General features: G+C 59.1%; 19 protein-coding genes. 5 read left to right on the forward strand and 14 right to left on the reverse strand.

Going from position 1 to position 19,056, the window contains the following annotated elements; genetic code table 11:
- Positions 1-509 precede the first annotated feature (509 nt).
- From msrQ to mrcB, 9 genes are all read right to left on the reverse strand, one after another.
- Positions 510-1,130, reverse strand: a complete 621-nt coding sequence (gene msrQ / locus GIW28_RS15085) for a protein-methionine-sulfoxide reductase heme-binding subunit MsrQ (protein ID WP_017139218.1) — start codon at positions 1,128-1,130, stop codon at positions 510-512.
- On the reverse strand, positions 1,130-2,143 hold the full coding sequence (gene msrP, locus GIW28_RS15090; RefSeq protein ID WP_017139219.1) for a protein-methionine-sulfoxide reductase catalytic subunit MsrP: 1,014 nt from the start codon (positions 2,141-2,143) through the stop codon (positions 1,130-1,132). Before msrP ends, msrQ begins: the two co-directional genes overlap by 1 nt.
- A gap of 63 nt (positions 2,144-2,206) precedes the next feature.
- A complete protein-coding gene (pssA, locus tag GIW28_RS15095) occupies positions 2,207-3,064 on the reverse strand; it encodes a CDP-diacylglycerol--serine O-phosphatidyltransferase (protein ID WP_017139220.1) in 858 nt (285 codons plus the stop codon).
- A gap of 144 nt (positions 3,065-3,208) precedes the next feature.
- Complete coding sequence (gene ilvC / locus GIW28_RS15100; protein ID WP_003176099.1) at positions 3,209-4,225, reverse strand: ketol-acid reductoisomerase; 1,017 nt, start codon at positions 4,223-4,225, stop codon at positions 3,209-3,211.
- A gap of 47 nt (positions 4,226-4,272) precedes the next feature.
- Entirely contained in the window at positions 4,273-4,764 is a 492-nt protein-coding gene (gene ilvN / locus GIW28_RS15105; RefSeq protein WP_003176102.1) for an acetolactate synthase small subunit, read from the reverse strand.
- Between the two features lie 2 nt (positions 4,765-4,766).
- Positions 4,767-6,491, reverse strand: coding sequence for an acetolactate synthase 3 large subunit (locus tag GIW28_RS15110; protein ID WP_099547656.1), 1,725 nt, complete (start codon positions 6,489-6,491; stop codon positions 4,767-4,769).
- 431 nt (positions 6,492-6,922) lie between these two features.
- The gene (locus tag GIW28_RS15115) at positions 6,923-7,252 is read right to left on the reverse strand and encodes a YqcC family protein (RefSeq protein ID WP_017139221.1); all 330 of its coding nucleotides are present in this window, start codon (positions 7,250-7,252) and stop codon (positions 6,923-6,925) included.
- Positions 7,252-7,989, reverse strand: a complete 738-nt coding sequence (locus tag GIW28_RS15120; protein WP_017139222.1) for a tetratricopeptide repeat protein — start codon at positions 7,987-7,989, stop codon at positions 7,252-7,254. Before GIW28_RS15120 ends, GIW28_RS15115 begins: the two co-directional genes overlap by 1 nt.
- Positions 7,990-8,005: 16 nt before the next feature.
- Positions 8,006-10,330, reverse strand: coding sequence for a penicillin-binding protein 1B (mrcB, locus tag GIW28_RS15125; RefSeq protein ID WP_099547652.1), 2,325 nt, complete (start codon positions 10,328-10,330; stop codon positions 8,006-8,008).
- A gap of 118 nt (positions 10,331-10,448) precedes the next feature.
- Here mrcB and GIW28_RS15130 point away from each other — a divergent pair, with 118 nt between their 5' ends.
- From GIW28_RS15130 to GIW28_RS15140, 3 genes are all read left to right on the forward strand, one after another.
- Positions 10,449-12,005: a bifunctional aminoglycoside phosphotransferase/ATP-binding protein gene (locus GIW28_RS15130; RefSeq protein ID WP_169987293.1), complete on the forward strand. Its 1,557-nt coding sequence runs from the start codon at positions 10,449-10,451 to the stop codon at positions 12,003-12,005.
- Between the two features lie 93 nt (positions 12,006-12,098).
- Positions 12,099-12,443 (forward strand): pentapeptide repeat-containing protein, encoded by a 345-nt coding sequence (locus GIW28_RS15135; protein WP_017139225.1) that lies wholly within the window; start codon positions 12,099-12,101, stop codon positions 12,441-12,443.
- A gap of 202 nt (positions 12,444-12,645) precedes the next feature.
- A complete protein-coding gene (locus tag GIW28_RS15140) occupies positions 12,646-12,918 on the forward strand; it encodes a TfoX/Sxy family protein (RefSeq protein ID WP_017139226.1) in 273 nt (90 codons plus the stop codon).
- 243 nt (positions 12,919-13,161) lie between these two features.
- Here the strand turns inward: GIW28_RS15140 and GIW28_RS15145 are convergent, their stop codons facing one another.
- The 3 genes from GIW28_RS15145 to GIW28_RS15155 are packed head-to-tail and all read right to left on the reverse strand — an operon-like array spanning position 13,162 to position 15,841.
- Positions 13,162-13,929 (reverse strand): heme ABC transporter ATP-binding protein, encoded by a 768-nt coding sequence (locus GIW28_RS15145; RefSeq protein WP_017139227.1) that lies wholly within the window; start codon positions 13,927-13,929, stop codon positions 13,162-13,164.
- Positions 13,929-14,966 (reverse strand): FecCD family ABC transporter permease, encoded by a 1,038-nt coding sequence (locus GIW28_RS15150; protein ID WP_099547649.1) that lies wholly within the window; start codon positions 14,964-14,966, stop codon positions 13,929-13,931. Before GIW28_RS15150 ends, GIW28_RS15145 begins: the two co-directional genes overlap by 1 nt.
- On the reverse strand, positions 14,963-15,841 hold the full coding sequence (locus GIW28_RS15155) for a heme/hemin ABC transporter substrate-binding protein (RefSeq protein WP_186617060.1): 879 nt from the start codon (positions 15,839-15,841) through the stop codon (positions 14,963-14,965). Before GIW28_RS15155 ends, GIW28_RS15150 begins: the two co-directional genes overlap by 4 nt.
- A 156-nt stretch (positions 15,842-15,997) precedes the next feature.
- Here GIW28_RS15155 and GIW28_RS15160 point away from each other — a divergent pair, with 156 nt between their 5' ends.
- Entirely contained in the window at positions 15,998-16,315 is a 318-nt protein-coding gene (locus GIW28_RS15160; protein ID WP_017139230.1) for a Rieske (2Fe-2S) protein, read from the forward strand.
- Here GIW28_RS15160 and sfsA read toward each other — a convergent pair.
- Together sfsA and GIW28_RS15170 are read right to left on the reverse strand one after the other, a co-directional pair.
- Complete coding sequence (sfsA, locus tag GIW28_RS15165) at positions 16,312-17,025, reverse strand: DNA/RNA nuclease SfsA (protein ID WP_099547647.1); 714 nt, start codon at positions 17,023-17,025, stop codon at positions 16,312-16,314. The genes GIW28_RS15160 and sfsA overlap by 4 nt on opposite strands.
- Positions 17,025-18,197 carry a pyridoxal phosphate-dependent aminotransferase gene (locus GIW28_RS15170; protein ID WP_017139232.1) on the reverse strand — a complete coding sequence of 391 codons (1,173 nt, stop codon included), beginning with the start codon at positions 18,195-18,197 and terminating at the stop codon, positions 17,025-17,027. Before GIW28_RS15170 ends, sfsA begins: the two co-directional genes overlap by 1 nt.
- Before the next feature lie 320 nt (positions 18,198-18,517).
- On the opposite strand from GIW28_RS15170, the gene dksA reads away from it, so the two are divergent.
- The gene (gene dksA / locus GIW28_RS15175) at positions 18,518-18,961 is read left to right on the forward strand and encodes an RNA polymerase-binding protein DksA (RefSeq protein WP_025857127.1); all 444 of its coding nucleotides are present in this window, start codon (positions 18,518-18,520) and stop codon (positions 18,959-18,961) included.
- The last annotated feature ends 95 nt before the right edge of the window (positions 18,962-19,056 follow it).

The following is a 19,056-nucleotide window of genomic DNA, read 5'->3' on the forward strand; positions in this document are numbered from 1 at the left end:
CATGATCAAACTCTTCAGTTCAAACATCTTTGGGTTTTTAAGAAACCCTAAACTTGGCTCAGCAATCGTTGGTTACATCTTTGATTTCTCGCGGAGTAACTTGTGATGCTGATAATCTTGTTGACTACCAGTCTGACTCCACAAGCACCCACACGAATTGCTTGATTCAGTTGTTAAAGAGCGGTTGGTTAAGATCTTTCGTCTCAACCGAGGCGCGCATTCTACAGCAGCCTCATTTGCTGTCAAGTGATTATTTTCAGAAGCTTTCGAAGAATTCTTCAACAACTTCAACCACTTGCGCTTACGATCTCTCGTTAGCGGGAGGCGAATTCTACAGCGTTACACGCTGCTGTCAACACCTCTTTTTCAACTTCCTTTTGGCTTCGATGAACTGAAGCAACTTGCTGCCGAAAACTTCGCAACTCGTTGTTTACCAAGGAGTTTTCCGTTTCGACTGCGCCGGAAGTGGGGCGAATTATAGACAGATATAAAACGCCGTCAATCCTTAATTACGCTTTTGTCGCAGAAAGTGGTTTTTTCGCAATAAGACGGGGAATCCGGCGCATCACTGGCGGAATCCGCAGCACTAGCAGCAGCGCGCCTATAGATGCATAGATCGCCCATTCCTTCAGGTCGGCCCGCACAATCCACAACATGTGCAACAAACCAAGCCCAAGAATCACGTACACCAGGCGATGCAGCTTCTTCCAACGGCTACCCAACCGGCGCTGGCTATAACGATTGGACGTTACTGCCAGCACCAATAAGCCAAGGAACCCCAGCGCACCGACAATAATGTAGGGCCGCTTACGCAGCTCGACGCCGAACTGCGACCAATCCAGCCCGAGGATGAATACGCAGTACGCAGCCAGGTGCAGTGCCACATACGCAAAACACCACAACCCCAGCTGCCGACGCACGGCAATCCACCCTGCCCACCCGCTGAGTTTCTGCAACGGCGTCATACCTAGCGTTACCAGCAACAGGATCAGGGTCCCAAGCCCCAACCGATCCATCAACACTTTGCCTGGATCAGGCCCGAGCACAGAGCTCCACGCCTCATACAGCCAGAAAAATGGCCAGATCGCCGCGGCTATAAAGACGCCAATACGCCAGATCGGATAACGCATCAGTAGTTCTTCCGCAGGTCGAGGCCCGTATAGAGAGAAGCGACCTCATCCGAATAGCCGTTGAACATCTGCGTCTCTCGCACATTCGGGCTGAACAGACCGCTCGGCAAACGACGCTCACGCGCCTGGGTCCAGCGAGGATGGTCGACGGTCGGGTTCACATTCGCGTAGAACCCATACTCATTGGCCGCAATGCTTTGCCAAGTCGTCTTTGGCTGCTCGCTGACCAGGCTGATCCGCACAATCGACTTCACGCTCTTGAAGCCGTACTTCCACGGCACTACCAGACGCAGTGGTGCACCGTTCTGGTTCGGCAACTCCCGCCCATACATACCCACAGCCAGGATCGCCAACGGATTCATTGCTTCATCCAGACGCAGCCCTTCTACATAGGGCCAGTCGATCAAGCCGAAGCTGGAGCGCTGTCCCGGCATGCTTTTGGGGTCCTGCAGCGTTTCAAAGCGGATGTACTTGGCTTTAGCGGTTGGTTCAACCTGCTTGAGCAAGGCTGAAATAGGAAAGCCCATCCACGGAATCACCATCGACCACGCCTCGACACAACGCAGTCGGTAGATACGCTCTTCCAATTGATAAGGCTTCATGAAGTCTTCCAGGGCATAGCGCCCAGGTTTACCGACTTCCCCATCGATCACCACACTCCAGGGTTCGGTCTTGAGTGAACCGGCGTTCTTCGCCGGGTCGCCCTTGTCCGTACCGAACTCATAGAAGTTGTTGTAGTGGGTGGCGTCCTTGAACGGGGTGATGGCTTCGTCTTTTACCGTAACCGCCTGCCATTGGGTGCTGGGCAGCTTATCTGCAAACCAGCCTGGGGCATTGCCCGGCTCGACATCGGCATAACGCGCGGCATCTTCGGCACTCGCCCAACGCGGCAACGCAGTGGCCGCAACACCGGCCAGCGCACCACCGAGCAAGCTGCGACGCGAAAGATAGAAAGATTCAGGCGTGACATCCGATTCATGACAATCGGACGCTTTGGGGATCTTGATTAACATGGCAACTCCGCAGCATTGGAGAACTGATGCACCAATAGACTGCGGAGTATGGGGGAAATTACATTAAGGCAATGTTTTGTCGCGGCGCAGGTGCAGCAGGTATTGAACCGGCCCCGACGCGGCATACACCAGGAACGCCAGCAGCAGAATACGTGGCGGATCACTGAACACGACCGCAAACACCAGCACCACCACCAGGATAGCCACGAAAGGCACGCGCCCCTTGAGGTCAAACTCCTTGAAGCTGTTGTACTTGATATTGCTGACCATCAGCATGCCGGCGGCTGCAACCATCAAGGCCACCAGGAACGACATCTTCGAACCCTGGATGCCGTAGTCACTGAACGCCCAGACGATACCGGCCACCACACCTGCCGCCGCCGGGCTGGCCAGGCCGATGAAGTAACGCTTGTCAGCAGTACCCACTTGGGTGTTAAAGCGCGCCAGACGCAACGCCGCGCCGGCGACATAGATGAAGGCAACCATCCAGCCGACCTTGCCCATATCACCCAGCGCCCAGGCAAATGCCAGCAATGCCGGCGCAACGCCGAAAGCCACCATGTCCGACAGCGAGTCGTACTCGGCACCGAAAGCGCTTTGGGTATTGGTCATGCGCGCCACCCGGCCATCCAGGCCGTCGAGCACCATGGCCACGAAGATGGCGATAGCCGCAAAGCCGAAATACTTGCTGGCACTCGCCGCATCACCCGCCGCCAATGCGCTTTGCGCACTCATGGAGTTGATGATGGAGTAGAACCCGGCAAACAGGTTCGCCGTGGTGAACAGATTGGGCAGAAGATAGATACCACGATGCCGGACCTTGCGACCTTCCGCATCATGCCCTTCTTCGACATGCTCATCGATCGGTAGCAGGCTTTCGGCGTCAGAGGCCTGGTTTGGCTCTTCGGGACGTTCGGTCATGGACTTTACCTTGCAACGGTGTGAAAAGAATTCGACAAATACTTGCAGCGCGTGTTCGCCCGCAAACGATGCAGCTTTATACCAGAACCCGCCTCCAAACGAAAAAACGCGGCCTAAGCCGCGTTTTTTCTGGATACGTACGACTTAGTTCTTGGCTTTGTCGACGATCTTGTTGGCACCGATCCACGGCATCATGGAGCGCAGTTGCTCGCCGATCACTTCGATACCGTGAGCGGCGTTGTTACGACGCTTGGCGGTCATCGAAGGGTAGCCGGTAGCGCCTTCGCTGATGAACATTTTGGCGTATTCGCCGTCCTGAATACGTTTCAGGGCGTTGCGCATAGCCTGACGGGACTCGGCGTTGATGACTTCCGGGCCGGTCACATACTCGCCGTATTCGGCGTTGTTAGAGATCGAGTAGTTCATGTTGGCGATACCGCCTTCGTACATGAGGTCAACGATCAGCTTCAGTTCGTGCAGGCATTCGAAGTAGGCCATTTCTGGCGCGTAGCCAGCTTCAACCAGGGTTTCGAAACCGGCTTTGACCAGCTCAACAGTACCGCCGCACAGTACGGCTTGCTCGCCGAACAGGTCGGTTTCGGTCTCGTCCTTGAAGGTGGTTTCGATGATGCCGGTACGACCGCCACCAACGCCAGCAGCGTAGGACAGTGCCACGTTCTTGGCGTTGCCGGATGCGTCCTGGTAGATCGCGATCAGGTCAGGGATGCCGCCGCCTTTGACGAACTCGGAGCGCACGGTGTGGCCCGGCGCTTTCGGCGCGATCATGATCACGTCGAGGTCAGCGCGTGGCACAACCTGGTTGTAGTGAATCGCGAAGCCGTGGGAGAAGGCCAGGGTGGCGCCTTTCTTGATGTTTGGCTCGATTTCGTTCTTGTAGAGCGCGGACTGGAATTCGTCCGGGGTCAGGATCATGACCAGGTCGGCAGCGGCAACGGCGGAAGCAACGTCAGTCACTTTCAGGCCGTGGGCTTCAGCCTTGGCAACAGTGGCCGAGCCTTTGCGCAGGCCAACAGTCACGTCAACGCCGGAATCTTTCAGGTTGCACGCTTGGGCGTGGCCCTGGGAACCGTAGCCGATGATGGCGACTTTCTTGCCCTGGATGATCGACAGGTCACAATCTTTATCGTAATAAACTTTCATGAGGTTCCTCTATATATCCAGGCCGTAAGGCCATTCGCTAATTTGGGTTAGATGCTGAGTACTTTGTCGCCACGGGCAATCCCGGTGACACCACTGCGTACGGTTTCCAGAATCGAGGCCGTCCCGATCGACTGGATGAAGCTGTCCAGCTTGTCGCTTGTACCGGTCAGTTGAACGGTATAAACGCTGGCGCTCACATCGACGATCTGCCCGCGATAAATGTCGGTGGTGCGTTTGATCTCGGCACGTTGGGCACCCGTGGCCTTGACCTTGACCAGCATCAGCTCGCGCTCGATGTGGGCACTTTCCGACAAGTCGACCAGCTTGACCACTTCGATCAGCTTGTTGAGGTTCTTGGTGATCTGCTCGATCACCTCATCGTGACCAACAGTAGTCAACGTCAGGCGCGACAGGGTCGGGTCTTCGGTCGGCGCCACGGTCAGGCTTTCGATGTTGTAGTTGCGTTGCGAAAACAGGCCGACAACACGAGACAGAGCGCCGGGTTCGTTCTCCAGAAGCAGGGAGATAATGTGCCGCATGATTAGGTACGCTCCGTCTTGTTCAGCCACATGTCGCGCATAGAGCCGTCTTTGATCTGCATCGGGTAGACGTGCTCGCTGGTGTCCACTTGAATATCGAGGAACACCAGGCGGTCCTTCATGGCGAACGCCTCTTCCATCTTCGGCTTCAGATCTTTCAAATCGGTGATGCGCATGCCGACGTGGCCGTAGGCTTCAACCAACTTGATGAAATCCGGCAGCGATTCCATGTAGGAATGGGAGTGACGGCTGTTGTAGCTCATGTCCTGCCACTGACGAACCATGCCCAGCACGCCGTTGTTCAAGCACACGATCTTCACCGGAAGACCGTACTGCAGGCACGTCGACAGTTCCTGGATGTTCATCTGGATGCTGCCCTCACCCGTCACGCAGGCGACGTCGGTGTCCGGGAAGCTCAGTTTCACACCCATGGCCGCCGGGAAACCAAAGCCCATCGTGCCCAGGCCACCGGAGTTGATCCAGCGGTTAGGCTTGTCGAACTTGTAGTACTGCGCAGCGAACATCTGGTGCTGGCCCACGTCGGAGGTCACAAAGGCGTCGCCCTTGGTCACTTCGCACAGGGTTTCGATCACGGTTTGTGGCTTGATGATGCTGCCGTCGCCCTTGTCGTAAGGGAACAGGCCGCGGTCGCCGCGCCATTCGTCGATCTGCTTCCACCAGCTGGCAACCGATTCCTTGTTCGGCGTTTCGCCGATGTCCTTGAGCGCCGCAACCATTTCGGTCAGCACGCTTTCTACCGGACCTACGATCGGCACGTCGGCCTTGATGGTCTTGGAGATGGACGCCGGGTCGATGTCGATGTGGATGATCTTGGCATTCGGGCAAAACTTGCTCGGTCCGTTGATCACACGGTCATCAAACCGCGCGCCCACCGCCAGGATCACGTCGGCGTGGTGCATGGCCAGGTTGGCGGTGTAGCTGCCGTGCATGCCAAGCATGCCGACGAACTGACGGTCCGTACCCGGGAATGCGCCGAGGCCCATCAAGGTGTTGGTTACTGGCAGGTTAAGCAGCTTGGCCAATTCGGTCAGAGGTGCAGAACCGCCGCCCAGAATCACGCCACCGCCGGAGTACAGCACTGGGCGCTTGGCCGCCAAGAGCATTTCTGCCGCCTTGCGGATTTGACCCGAGTGCCCACGAACGGCCGGGCTGTAGGAACGCAGTTTGGCTTTTTTCGGGAAGACGTATTCGAACTTTTCCGCCGGGTTGGTCATGTCTTTCGGGATATCGACCACCACAGGGCCCGGACGACCGGACTGTGCGAGGTAGAAGGCCTTTTTCATGACTTCCGGGATTTCCGACGCGTGCTTGATCATGAAGCTGTGTTTCACGATCGGCCGGGAGATACCGATCATGTCGGTTTCCTGGAATGCGTCGGTGCCGACCATGGTGCTAGGCACCTGGCCAGAAATGATCACCATCGGGATGGAGTCCATATAGGCAGTCGCGATGCCGGTAATGGCATTGGTTGCGCCTGGGCCGGACGTTACCAGTACCACACCGGCTTTACCGGTGGCACGGGCATAGCCGTCAGCCATATGGGTCGCGGCCTGTTCGTGGCGAACCAGGATGTGGGTAACAGCCGGTTCCTTGAACAGTGCGTCGTAAACATGCAGCAGAGCACCACCTGGGTACCCGTAGATATAGTCGACGCCTTCGTCACGCAAAAAGCGGACGAGCATCTCACCGCCAGATAAAAGCTCCACGTTGTTCACCTCTAAAACGCCAGAATACCGTCCGTTAAAAACCGACGGGTCTTAATAGGTTTACTTCTCAACAGAGCATGAGCGACGGTGGTCGCCGACTACGTCAGCACTGACTGAGCAAGTATTGGGATCGTCCCAAGTGTTGCGGGCTTTTCCCACCCAGCGCGAGGTAACGCGTTGCGGGTGTTACAGGTCGGCGCGGATATGCGCCTCATGATCTGCTGAGCGGGCCTGCTTCTGGCAGTCCCGATACAGCGGACTTTGGATTCTTCTGTTTCAGCCCCTTCAAGTCAAGCAATAATTGCGCTTTTTTCCAACTAAGCGCATGAGAACGAAGATTAAAGGGGCTTGAGGAGGGATAAAACTCGCCTGAATGTCGTCAAGCGGTAGAAATGTGCGCAAGACTGCCGAAAAACCCGGCAGTCAGGCAATTAACGAGCGTCGACGATCAATTGGTCGAACTTTTTCAGCGCATTGCGTAAGCCTATGCTTTCAAGCGGGCGATCGGCGTAAACCATCTCCGCCATCTCGAGGATCCCCGAAGCATTGGGCAATGGCAGGTCCTGCTCGAGGATCTGCTTCATGCGCACCAGGAAGATCCATTGCAGCCACTGGTGAAAGTCCAGGGTGTCCACCGAAAACGGCTCGACGCTGCTAAGCGCTTCAGCGCTGGGGGGCACTTCGTCCCACCAACCCTGCACACGTAACTCACGCTCAATCAGCAACAGCTGTTCGGCAATTGCCGGAAACCGTGCATCCATCAGAGGCTGACCTTGGCTTTTTGCCGCGCCTGGGCAGCACCGGCGGCGTCGCCTTGTGCGGCACGCGCGTCACCAATCAAAGCCCACAGGTTGGCTTGCAGGTCGGGGCGACCGTTGGCCAGGGTCAGGCCGCGACGGGCGAACTGCTCGGCTTGCGGCGCGTCGCCCTGGGCCATGCGCACCTGTGCCAGGCGATACAGCACTTGCGGCTCACGCGGCGCCACACGCTGGGCACGCTCAAGGCTCGACGATGCCCCGTTCAGGTCACCACCGGCCTGTTGCTGCTGCGCGGTGGTCAGCAAAGCCAGCACCGGCCCGTCCAGTTGCTCGTCAGCCGACAGGCCACCCGCGTTAGACGACGACGGAATACCGCTCGGCGTGGACGGCGGCATGTTGTAAGTGCCCTGGTTGATCGGCGCCGTCTGGATCGGCGCGGAGTTGGCCGGCCCCGAAGTGCTTGGCCCTGGCGTCCAAGGCTCGGCACTGATCGGCGCCGACGTCGCAGCACCGCCGCCCGGCACCATCACCACCACGCCCGAATCCTGCGGTATGGCCTGAGGCGTGGCTTGGGCAGGACGCTTGACCACGGTCTGACGGAAACCGCCAGTGGCCGAGATACGGTCGTTATTGGAAACGTTCGTGCTTGAGTCCACCACGGGAATCGAACCGCGCTGCACGCTGGAGCAACCGCCGAGCATAACCAAGGCGGTAATAGCTGGAATCCACAACTTGTTCACTTGAAACCCTCTTTGCTTAATGCATCCAGCCCTTGACCCAATCCATCACCGAATCCGCGTCAGCGGGGGCACTGCCACCGCACGCAGCACCGGCGGGTGGCTCGCTGCCGCGAATATACGGCATCTGTACCGCGCCCGGACAGTTGGCATCGGAACCCTGCCCGGTATGCGGATCAATCCAGGCCTGCACGATGTTGTCCGGCTGCGGCATGTTAAGCGGCAACGGATCGGCCTTGCGCATGAAACTGGTCCACACCTGCAGCGCACCGGTCGCACCAGTGAACGGGGTTTTGCCGTTATCGTCGCGGCCCAGCCAGACCACGGCCAGCACATCCTGGCCGAAGCCTGCGAACCAGCTGTCGCGCGAATCGTTACTGGTGCCGGTCTTGCCCGCCAGCGTCAGGTTCGACGGCAGCACGCTGTAGACCGAACGCCCGGTGCCTTCACGCATCACGCGCTGCATGGCGTTCTGGATCAGATAGATGGAACCCGCGTCAAAGCGCTGCTGGATCTGGAACGGGTAACGCTTGAGCGGTTCGCCATCGGCGGTCAGCACACTGCGAATGCCGCGCATCGGGGTATTGAAGCCACCGTTGGCGAGGGTCTGGTACATCGTCGCCACTTCCATCGGGGTCATGGCGCCAGCGCCCAGCAGCATAGACGGGAACGCCGGGAACTCACGGGTGATGCCCAGTCGTCCCAGGGTTTTCAGCACATTCGGCACGCCCACTTCAAGCCCAAGGCGCGAGGTGGAGATGTTGTAGGAATGCGCCAGGCCTTGGTACAGGAACACAGTGCCGTGGGAGCGACGATCAAAGTTCTGCGGCGTCCATACCTGGCCATCCGCCCCTTTGACCGACAGCGGGTCATCCGACAACCAACTGGTCAGCGTGTATTTGCTTGGTTTTTCCAGGGCCGTGAGGTAGACCGCCGGCTTGACCAGCGAACCGATCGGCCGCACCGCATCCAGCGCACGGTTGAAACCGGCAAAACTGGCCTGGCGGCTGCCAATCATGGCCTGCACCTCACCGGTTTCCGGGTTGGTCACGACCATGGCTGCTTCGACTTCATCCGAACCTTTACGGCCGGTCAGGCGTTTGAAGGTGTCGTTGACCGACGCTTCGGCTTTCATCTGCAGGATCGGGTCGAAACTGGTAAAGATCCGCAGGCCTTCTTCGGTCAAGTCTTCGTCGCGGTAATCTTCACGCAACTGGCGTTTGACCAAGTCGATAAAGCCCGGGAATGAACTGTCGGCCAGCTTGCCGCGCGTGGTCACACCCAGTGGCATTTTTTTCGCCGCCGCAACTTGTTCAGCGGTGGCTACGCCTTGCTGTTCAAGTACATCCAACACCAGGTTACGGCGCTCAAGCGCACGTTCCGGGTTGCGGCGCGGGTTGTAATAGGACGGCCCCTTGACCATCCCCACCAGCAACGCGACTTGATGCAATTTCAATTCGGACAAGGGCTGGCCAAAGAAGAATTGGCTGGCCAAGCCGAAACCGTGCACGGCGCGCTGGCCGTCCTGGCCGACGAACACTTCGTTGAGGTACGCCTCGAGAATCTCCTGCTTGCTGTAATGCAGCTCCAGCAGCATGGCCATCATGGCTTCGGTGAGTTTACGGGTGAGGCTGCGCTCGTTGGTCAGGTAGAAGTTCTTGACCAATTGTTGCGTGAGCGTACTGCCGCCCTGGGTCATCTTGCCGCCGGAGGTGTTGACCCAAATGGCGCGGGCAATCGACTTGGGCGACACGCCCCAGTGGCTGTAGAAATCGCGGTCTTCCACGGCGATCAGCGTATCGAGCAGGTACGGCGGCACCTGATCAAGCTTGATCAGGATGCGATCTTCGAGGTTCTTGGGGTAAATACCGCCGATCAACAGCGGTTCCAGGCGCACCACGGGCAACTTGGAGCCATTGAGCGACGACAGTTCGGCAACGTAATCGCCGGAGAAGCGCACGCGCACCGGCTGGGCTTTCTCCAGGCCTTCATAGAACTGGAAGCCACGGGTATTCAAATCGACGGTATTGCCGCTGACAGCAGCGGCGCCGGGGCCATTGCTCACGGGTTCGCGGCGATAGCCCAAGGCGTCGAGTTCGGTAAGGAAGTCTTCCTTGCTCAGCTTTTGGCCGGTGAACAATTCCAACGGGCGTGCGTATACCTTGGCCGGGATGGTCCAGCGCTTGCCGGAGAATTTCTCCTGCACCACGGCGTCGAGGTACACCGCGAAGCCTGCGAGCACCACAAGGCCTACCAGGCTCAGCTTGATGGCCCAGCCCAGCCACGGGCGCAGGCCGCGTGAAGGAGGTTTTTTACGGGAACGGGGAGATCGGGTTCGAGTCATGGCGGCGGATTATACGCACTTTATTGAGGATCAACATGAGCCGGACAGCGGTTTGCACGACCGACCGTAACCGCCATAATGCCGGCCATGATTCCCCCCAGACTTTGAAGGATCGCCCGTGAGCCAGTCCCTGATCGCTGCCCTGCAAAACCCGGCTTTGTATCCCCATCCGGTTGAAGCGTTTCAAGTCATTGAGACCCATATTTCCTGGGTCATACTGACCGGCCCCTATGCTTATAAGCTGAAGAAGCCGATGAACTTCGGCTTTCTGGATTTCACCCAACTGGATGACCGCGGCCACTTCTGCCGCGAAGAGCTGCGCCTCAATCAGCGCCTGACCGAAGATTTGTATCTTGACGTGTTGCCAATCACCGGCAGCGCCGAAGCCCCGCAATTGGGCGGTGATGGCCCAATCATCGAATACGCGCTGAAAATGCGCCAATTCCCGCAGAGCCAGTTGCTCAGCACACTGCAAGCCAATGGCGAGGTTACCAGCGCGCACATTGATGATATGGCCAAGCAGATTGCGCACTTCCACCTCACTGCGCCGAAAGTGCCGCAAGACCACCCTGCTGGCACGCCGGATGAGGTGATGGCACCGGTTCGGCAGAACTTCGACCAGATCCGCCCGTTCCTCAGCGACAAAGCCGACCTGGCTCAACTCGAAGCCCTGCAAGCCTGGGCCGAAGCCAGCTTCGAACGCCTCAAGCCACTGCTGGCCCAGCGCAAACTCGAAGGCTTCACCCGTGAGTGTCACGGTGATATCCACTTGGGCAACGCCACCCTGATCGATGGCCAGGTGGTGATCTTCGACTGCATCGAGTTCAACGAGCCGTTCCGCTTCACCGATGTGTATGCCGACACGGCCTTTCTGGCGATGGACCTGGAAGACCGCGGCCTCAAATCCCTGGCGCGCCGTTTTATCAGCCAGTACCTGGAGCTGACCGGCGACTATCAGGGCCTGGAAGTGCTGAACTTCTATAAAGCCTACCGTGCACTGGTGCGCGCCAAGGTGGCGTTGTTCAGCATGCCGAGCGAGGCCAGCCCGGTGCAACGCGCCACCACCCTGCGCCAATACCGCAACTATGCGAACCTGGCGGAAAGCTACAGCACTATTCCATCGCGCTTCCTGGCGATAACCCACGGTGTTTCGGCCGTCGGTAAAAGCCACGTGGCCATGCGTCTGGTGGAAGCCTTGGGTGCCGTGCGCCTGCGTTCGGATGTGGAACGCAAGCGCCTGTTTGGCGAACAAAAGGTCGAGAACACCCCGCAAGCCGGTATCTACGCCGCCGAAGCCAGCGCTGCCACCTACGCTCGGCTCAACGAAATCGCCGATACCGTCTTGCGTGCCGGCTACCCGGTAGTGCTGGACGCGACCTTCCTGAAAGGCGCACAACGCGACGCCGCCGCCAGGATTGCCGAGGCAACGGGCGCGCCCTTCCTGATCCTCGATTGCAACGCACCGCAAGCCGTTATCGCCAGCTGGCTGGCGCAACGTCAGGCGGATAAAAACGATCCTTCCGACGCGACGCTCACCATTATCGAAGAACAACAGGCCAACCGTGACCCGCTGACCGCCGAAGAGCTGCTGCTGAGCAAACGCGTGGAAACCAACGAAAGCGGCACACTCGACGCTCTGGTAGCGCACATTCGCCAGCGCCTGCCCGGTCTGTAAGAAATATTTCTTGGTCGTGTCACCGATCTTCGGTGCACGACCGAGCAATAGTGGCACTATAATGGCGTCATAATTCCAACAGGAGTCGCCGTCATGAGTCAGCCCAAGCTTCTTGATACTCCGCTCTACGCACTCCTGCATAAAGACGACATCCGCGGCTTCAACCAGGAACGCCCCAAAGACGGCCCCATCGACATGCGTGGTGGCGACTTCCGGGGGTTGGACCTGCGTGACCTGAACGCCACGGGCGTGGATTTCACCGACGCCTACTTCCGCTCTGCCGACCTGCGCGGCCTGGACCTGCGCGAGTGCTCGCTGGAAGGCGCCAGCCTGGCCCATGCGCAGATTTCCGGCACCTACTTCTCCCCCGAACTGACGGCTGACGAAATCCTCATGTCGGTCAATTTCGGCACTCGTTTGCGCTACCGCACCAAGTAACTTCATCTTTCGGGCCCCAGCTACGCCTCACGCGTAGCGGCGCCTCCTGCCTGCTTGTCGGCAACACCCTCAAGAATTCTTATAAGCTTTTCAGCCGTTCCTGACCAAAGAACCACGCTTTTCCTACTGAGCGCTACACTCCTTTTCAGGCTTGCCTGGTCACGATACCCACCGCACCATTCGGCCGTCGCAAGGAGGCTTGATGAACGATGAGCTGCAACACCTGAAAAACCTGGGCAAGACGTCGGCGCAGTGGCTGCATGCGGTGGGCATCCACAGCGCGTCCGACTTACGTCGCCTGGGAGCTGTCGATGCCTACCGAGCCGTGCGCACTCGCGGGTTTCGGGCCTCGAAAGTGCTGCTGTATGCAATCGAGGGAGCCTTGATGGACGTGCATTGGAACGACATCCCGACGGAACGCAAGGAGGCATTGAACCGTCAGTTGGAAGCGATTTCAGCGCGTCAGAAAATTTAGGTCTGCAAGAATCCCCAATGTTTATGGGAAATTCGAACACGTGTTTGAGAAAAACGGCAGATCGTTGAAAAACAGATGTTGACTCTCAAATGAGAATCGTTACGATTATCACAACTGGTCGCGAGATCAGCCGATAACTGAAAGACCATTGGTTCGGACTCTCAGATTATCTCCTCATCAGGCTAATCACGGTTATTTGACCCGGCTCTTGCCGGGTCTTTTTTTACCTGTAAAAAAGCCGATTCAGCGCGCAATGATCAACGGATGCCCACGCTCCGGGTGCGGCTGTACCAGCACCTCCAAACCAAACACCGCCTTAAGTGGCTCGGGCCGCATCACCTGCGCCGGCGTATCCAACGCGTGTGGGCGCCCCTGCTCCAGCAACAGAATCCGGTCGCAATAACGCGCCGCCAGGTTCAGGTCATGGAGAATCACCAGCACCGCAGCGCCGCGATCCGCGAAAGTACGTATAGCTTGCAGGGTCGTGTGTTGGTGCAAGGGGTCAAGCATCGAGGTCGGCTCATCCAACAGCAGCGTCTGCCCGGCTTCCCCCGGCCATAACTGCGCCAACACTCGCGCCAGATGCACACGCTGGCGTTCACCACCCGACAGCGCCAGGTAGCTGCGCCCGCTTAAATGGCCCACGTCTGCCGCGTGCAGCGCCGCCTCGATGATTTCGTCATCACGCACGCGTCCGGTCTGATGGGGCAAACGGCCCATGCCTACAACCTCCTCGACACGAAATGCGAAATCCAGCGTGGAAGTCTGCGGCAACACTGCCAAACGTTGGGCACGTTGCGGCCCGCTCCAGTCCGTCAAGGCTTGCTGATCCAGCCACACCTTGCCCTGATCCGGCTTCAGCTCGCCGCACAACGCACCGAGCAGCGTGCTCTTGCCTGCTCCGTTAGGGCCGAGCACACCGAGCACTTCACCCGGCAGCAAGTCCAGGGTGACATCCGCCAGCACGGTTTTATCGCCACGCCGGACCTGCAACGCTTCTACTCGCAGCATCAGGCGCGCCCTCGCAGCAACAAATAAAGAAAAAACGGTGCACCGATAAAGGCCGTCACGATGCCGATCGGCAGTTCAGCCGGCGCCAGCGCCAGGCGTGCCACCAGGTCAGCAAACAGCAACAGGCTCGCGCCCGCGAGCACAGACGCCGGCAACAACACCCGATGATCCGGCCCGGCCAACAAGCGCACCAGATGCGGCACCACCAGCCCGACAAACCCGATCATGCCCGCCGCCGCTACCGCCGCGCCCACACCGAGGGCCGTGCAAAACACCAGTTCACGCTTGAGCCCTTCAACATCAATGCCAAGGTGATTGGCTTCGGACTCACCCAGCAACAATGCATTCAAGGCTTTTGCACGGCGCGGCAACCACAGCGCCACACCGGCGCTCACCAACAGCAATGGCCACAACCGCGAATAGCTGGCGCCATTGAGGCTGCCAAGATTCCAGAACGTCAGCGTGCGCAAGGTGGCGTCATCGGCCAGATAGGTAAACAACCCCACCGCCGAACTGGCCAGGGCGGTAAGCGCGATACCGGCAAGCAGCATCGTTGCAACGTTGGTCTGGCCGTTGCGGCGCCCCAGGCGATAGACCAGGGCAGTGACGCCCAAACCGCCAAGAAACGCGCACAACGACAGCAGATAAGGCCCGAACGCATCCGGCAGGCCACCAAAAAAAGAACCGCCGACGATAGCAATCGCCGCCCCGAGCGCCGCGCCGCTGGACACACCGACCAACCCCGGATCGGCCAGCGGGTTGCGAAACAAGCCCTGCATCGCCACACCCGACAATGCCAGCACACCACCTACCGCCAAACCCAGCAAGGTTCGCGGCAAACGAATCTGCCCCAGGATCAATTCGGCCTGCTCCAGGCCCTGGGCTTCAATCGGTACGCCCATCAGGCGCAAGGCGGCCTTGAGCGTATCCAGCAACGGCAGGCTGACCGGCCCCAGGGCCAGTGAAAGCCAGATTGCCAGAAGGCATAACAGCGCCAGCCCGATAAACAGCGTTTTCGGTTTAACCAGAGTCGTCATGGGGCAGGTTTAGCCTGGGACGGATAAAACCCGGCAGACAATTGCACCAGGCTTTGCGGCAGACGCGGCCCGAGCCCGCCGACCAGCAGGGTCGGGTCCAGCTCAAACACGCGGCCGTTTTTGGCGGCCGGGGTCGACGCCAGAATCGGGTTTTCCTTGAACAAGGCCGCCCGAGCGGCATCGCCAGTGAGTGCGCGATCAGCAAACACCAGCACATCAGGGCTCAGCCCGGCCAGCGACTCCACCGAAAACGGCTTATAGCCCGTGTGAGTCGCCAGGTTATGCCCGCCCGCCTGCTGCAACATCCAATCGGCGGCCGTGTCCTTGCCTGCAATCAGGGGTTTGCCACCTGCATGCCCTAGCAACAAAAGCACACCCGGCGCCTTTTGCGTGGCCTGGGCCTTGGTGACCCAGGCTTGCTGCTGATCCAGCTTTTGTTCATATCCGGTAAACAATTCGTTGGCCTTGGCTTCATCACCCAACAGCTTGCCCAAGTGCTGAAGGTTGCCTTTCAAGGTCGGCAAATCCGGCTCTGCCGAGAACATCTCCACCTGCACGCCCGCGCCGCGAATTTGCGCCAGCACCGTCGGTGGGCCCATCTCTTCAGTCCCGACCAGAACCTGCGGACGCAGGCTCAAAATCCCTTCTGCCGACAACTGGCGCTGGTAACCGATGCTCGGCAACGCCTTGAGCGATTCTGGATGCTGGCTGGTGGTATCCACCCCCACCAGCTTTGACTCCCCGCCCAGCGCCGTCACCCATTCCGATAGCGCCCCACCGGCGCTGACCCAGCGTTGCGGCAGTTCAGAGGCTTGCGCCCCGTGGTTGACCAGCAGTGAGGCAGCAAGCGCAATAGCGCTGGTACTCAGGCGCATAACAGGGTTTCCTTCCAAGGGCGGGGCCACTCAAGCACTCATGGATGTGACAGATAAACCCTGTCTGGCATCGTACAGAGCACCCAATCAGCTAACGGGCGAAGCCGGCATTTGATAATTGTTTGCATTTGAACGTCAAGGCACTTAAGGATTGTTATGAAGCTTCTCTGCCCCTCAGATGCCCTGGCGCCCAACAGCAGCCGTGGTTTTGAAATAGACGGTTGCAAAGTGTTGGCCGTGCGCCGTGACGGCGTGGCGTACTTCTACCTCAACCGCTGCCCCCATCGCGGCATCCCGCTGGAATGGCAGCCCGACCAGTTCCTGGACAGCAGCGCCAGCCTGATCCAGTGCGCCACCCACGGCGCCTTGTTCCTGATCGAAAGCGGCGAGTGCATTGCCGGGCCGTGCGCGGGCCAAAGCCTTAAAGCCCTGCCCGGCCGTGAAGACGCGCAAGGCCTGTGGGTGCAACTCTAGTCGCCGATCATCACGTCCAGGCGCCGGTCGATGATAATTTCCTGCGGCGTGACCCGCGCACCGTAGGCCAACACCTCCACGCCGGCCGCCTTGGCCTCGCGCAGCGCAGCGGCGTAGCCCGCATCGATTTCCACCGCCGGGCGTACAGCGTCGATCCCCGACAGGTTCACGCAATACAACTGCACCGCACGCACGCCCTCACGCGCCAGGTGTGCCAACTCGCGCAAATGCTTGGCGCCACGTTGGGTCACCGCGTCGGGAAACGCTGCCACCGGCGAGCCATCAAAGCCCAAGGTGACGCTCTTGACCTCCACATACGCCGCGCCGTGTGGGTACTCCAGGCGAAAATCGATACGGCTTTTTTCCTGGCCGTAAGGCACTTCGCGCTTCAAGGCGGTAAAACCGTTGAGTTCAGTGATCACCCCGGCACGCAACGCCTCCTCCACCAGTTGGTTGGCACGCGCGGTGTTGACGCATGCCAGCCGGCCTTGGGGGGTTTCGGCAATTTCCCAGGTACCCGGCAATTTACGCTTGGGGTCTGTGGAGCGACTGAACCAGACCTGGCCGCCCTCCACCATGCAATTGAGCATCGAGCCGGTGTTGGGGCAGTGAATGGTCAGCAACTCGCCGGTCAGCGTTTCGATATCGGTGAGAAAGCGCTTGTAGCGGCGGATCAGCCGCCCTTCTTCGAGGGGAGGATTAAAGCGCATCAGCCTTGCCAGCTCCGCAAGCCACGGGCGATGCGTTCCACCGCCTCCTGTAGCCGATCGAGGTTTTGCGTGTAGGCAAAACGCACATGGTGGCCGGCCTGATAACGACCGAAATCCAGGCCCGGCGTAAACGCCACATGCTCGGTTTCAAGGAAATGACGGCAAAACGCGAAGGCATCACCGCCGAACGCGCTGATATCGGCGTACAAATAGAACGCGCCTTCGGGCTCTACGGCGATGCCGAAACCCAACTCGCGCAAGGCTGGCAGCAGGAAATCCCGGCGGCGCCCGAACTCGGCGCGGCGCTCTTCCAGAATACTCAGGGTTTGCTCGGTGAAACACGCCAACGCCGCGTATTGGGCCATGCTCGGCGCGCTGATGTAGAGGTTCTGCGCCAACTTCTCCAATTCGCCCACTGCCGCCGGGGGCGCCACCAGCCAGCCGAGGCGCCAGCCGGTCATGCCGAAATACTTCGAAAAACTATTTAAGACGAAGGCATCGTCGTCGACTTCCAGCACGCTGGCGGCATCGGTGCCGTAGGTGAGGCCGTGATAGATCTCGTCCACCACCAAATGGCCGTTACGCGCCTTGATTGCACTCGACAACCCCGCCAGTTCGTCGCGGGTCAGAATGGTGCCGGTCGGGTTGGCTGGTGAGGCCACCAGCGCGCCAACGCTGTCTGCATTCCAGTGTTTGGCCACCAGCTCAGCGGTCAATTGGTAGCGCACGTCCGGGCCAACCGGCACCAACTGCGCCGCGCCTTCCACCAGCCGCAGGAAATGTCGGTTACACGGGTAGCCTGGGTCGGCCAACAGCCAGTGCTTGCCCGGATCGACCAGCAGGCTGCTGGCCAGCAGCAACGCGCCAGAGCCACCGGGCGTGATCAGAATGCGCTCGGGGTCGACGCTCAGGCCGTAGCGCTGCTGGTAAAAACCACTGATGGCCTGGCGCAACTCGGGCAGCCCACGGGCCGCGGTATAGCGCGTCTTGCCGTTAGCCAGTGCGGCCTGGCCGGCCTGGATAATCGGCTCGGCCGTGGTGAAATCCGGCTCGCCGATCTCCAGGTGGATAACATCATGGCCAGCCGCCTGCAGCTCATTGGCTCGCGCCAGTAACGCCATAACGTGAAAAGGTTCGATGGCGCGACTGCGCGCACTGTAGGGCTGGGCCATTAGCCTTCCTTAACGGTGAGGACAAAATTCGGATTCTACCGAACCCGCGCGGTAAAACATGCTCTATTGCCTGCTCGGTCCTCCGTGATGAACCGGGCAAGCGCCTGCAAAACGACTAAAATCAACATTCGAGGCACGCTATACCCAGCCATGGCGGGCCATGACAGTTTGCAAGCCTGCCACGTTGGGCCTCGACAACCGGGAGTGGCGCACCCCGAATCTATCTGGTAAGTTCGCCCGCTTGCAGCCGCAGGGCCGGCAGGTGTCGGTGACGTTGCAATCCTGCGCAATGGATTAGAAGAGTGAGAGGCGGTCTATTCATGTCCACCCAAGCAAAGCAACAGCAGACTCAAGGCCTCAATGGCTTCGAACCCTATGTGGAAAAAAAGGGCGAGGAGTACATGGGCGAGCCCATGCGCGAGCACTTCACCAAGATCCTGAACAAGTGGAAACAGGACTTGATGCAGGAGGTTGATCGTACCGTTGACCACATGAAGGACGAAGCAGCCAACTTTCCTGATCCGGCCGACCGTGCGAGCCAGGAAGAAGAGTTCGCCCTTGAACTGCGAGCGCGTGATCGAGAGCGCAAGCTGATCAAGAAGATCGACAAGACCCTGCAACTGATCAAGGACGAGGAATACGGCTGGTGCGAATCCTGCGGCGTCGAGATTGGTATTCGCCGCCTGGAAGCCCGCCCAACCGCGGACCTGTGCGTAGACTGCAAGACCTTGGCTGAAATCAAGGAAAAACAGGTCGGCAAGTAACCCTGCCGGGCTGAACGCGACAAACAAAAAATGGGGCGTGCAAACGCTCCATTTTTGTTTCTGGCGTTCAGCGGTTTTCCAGTAGTATCCGGCCC

The organism is Pseudomonas sp. PA-5-4B (assembly GCF_021606215.1).
GTDB classification, from domain to species: domain Bacteria; phylum Pseudomonadota; class Gammaproteobacteria; order Pseudomonadales; family Pseudomonadaceae; genus Aquipseudomonas; species Aquipseudomonas edaphica.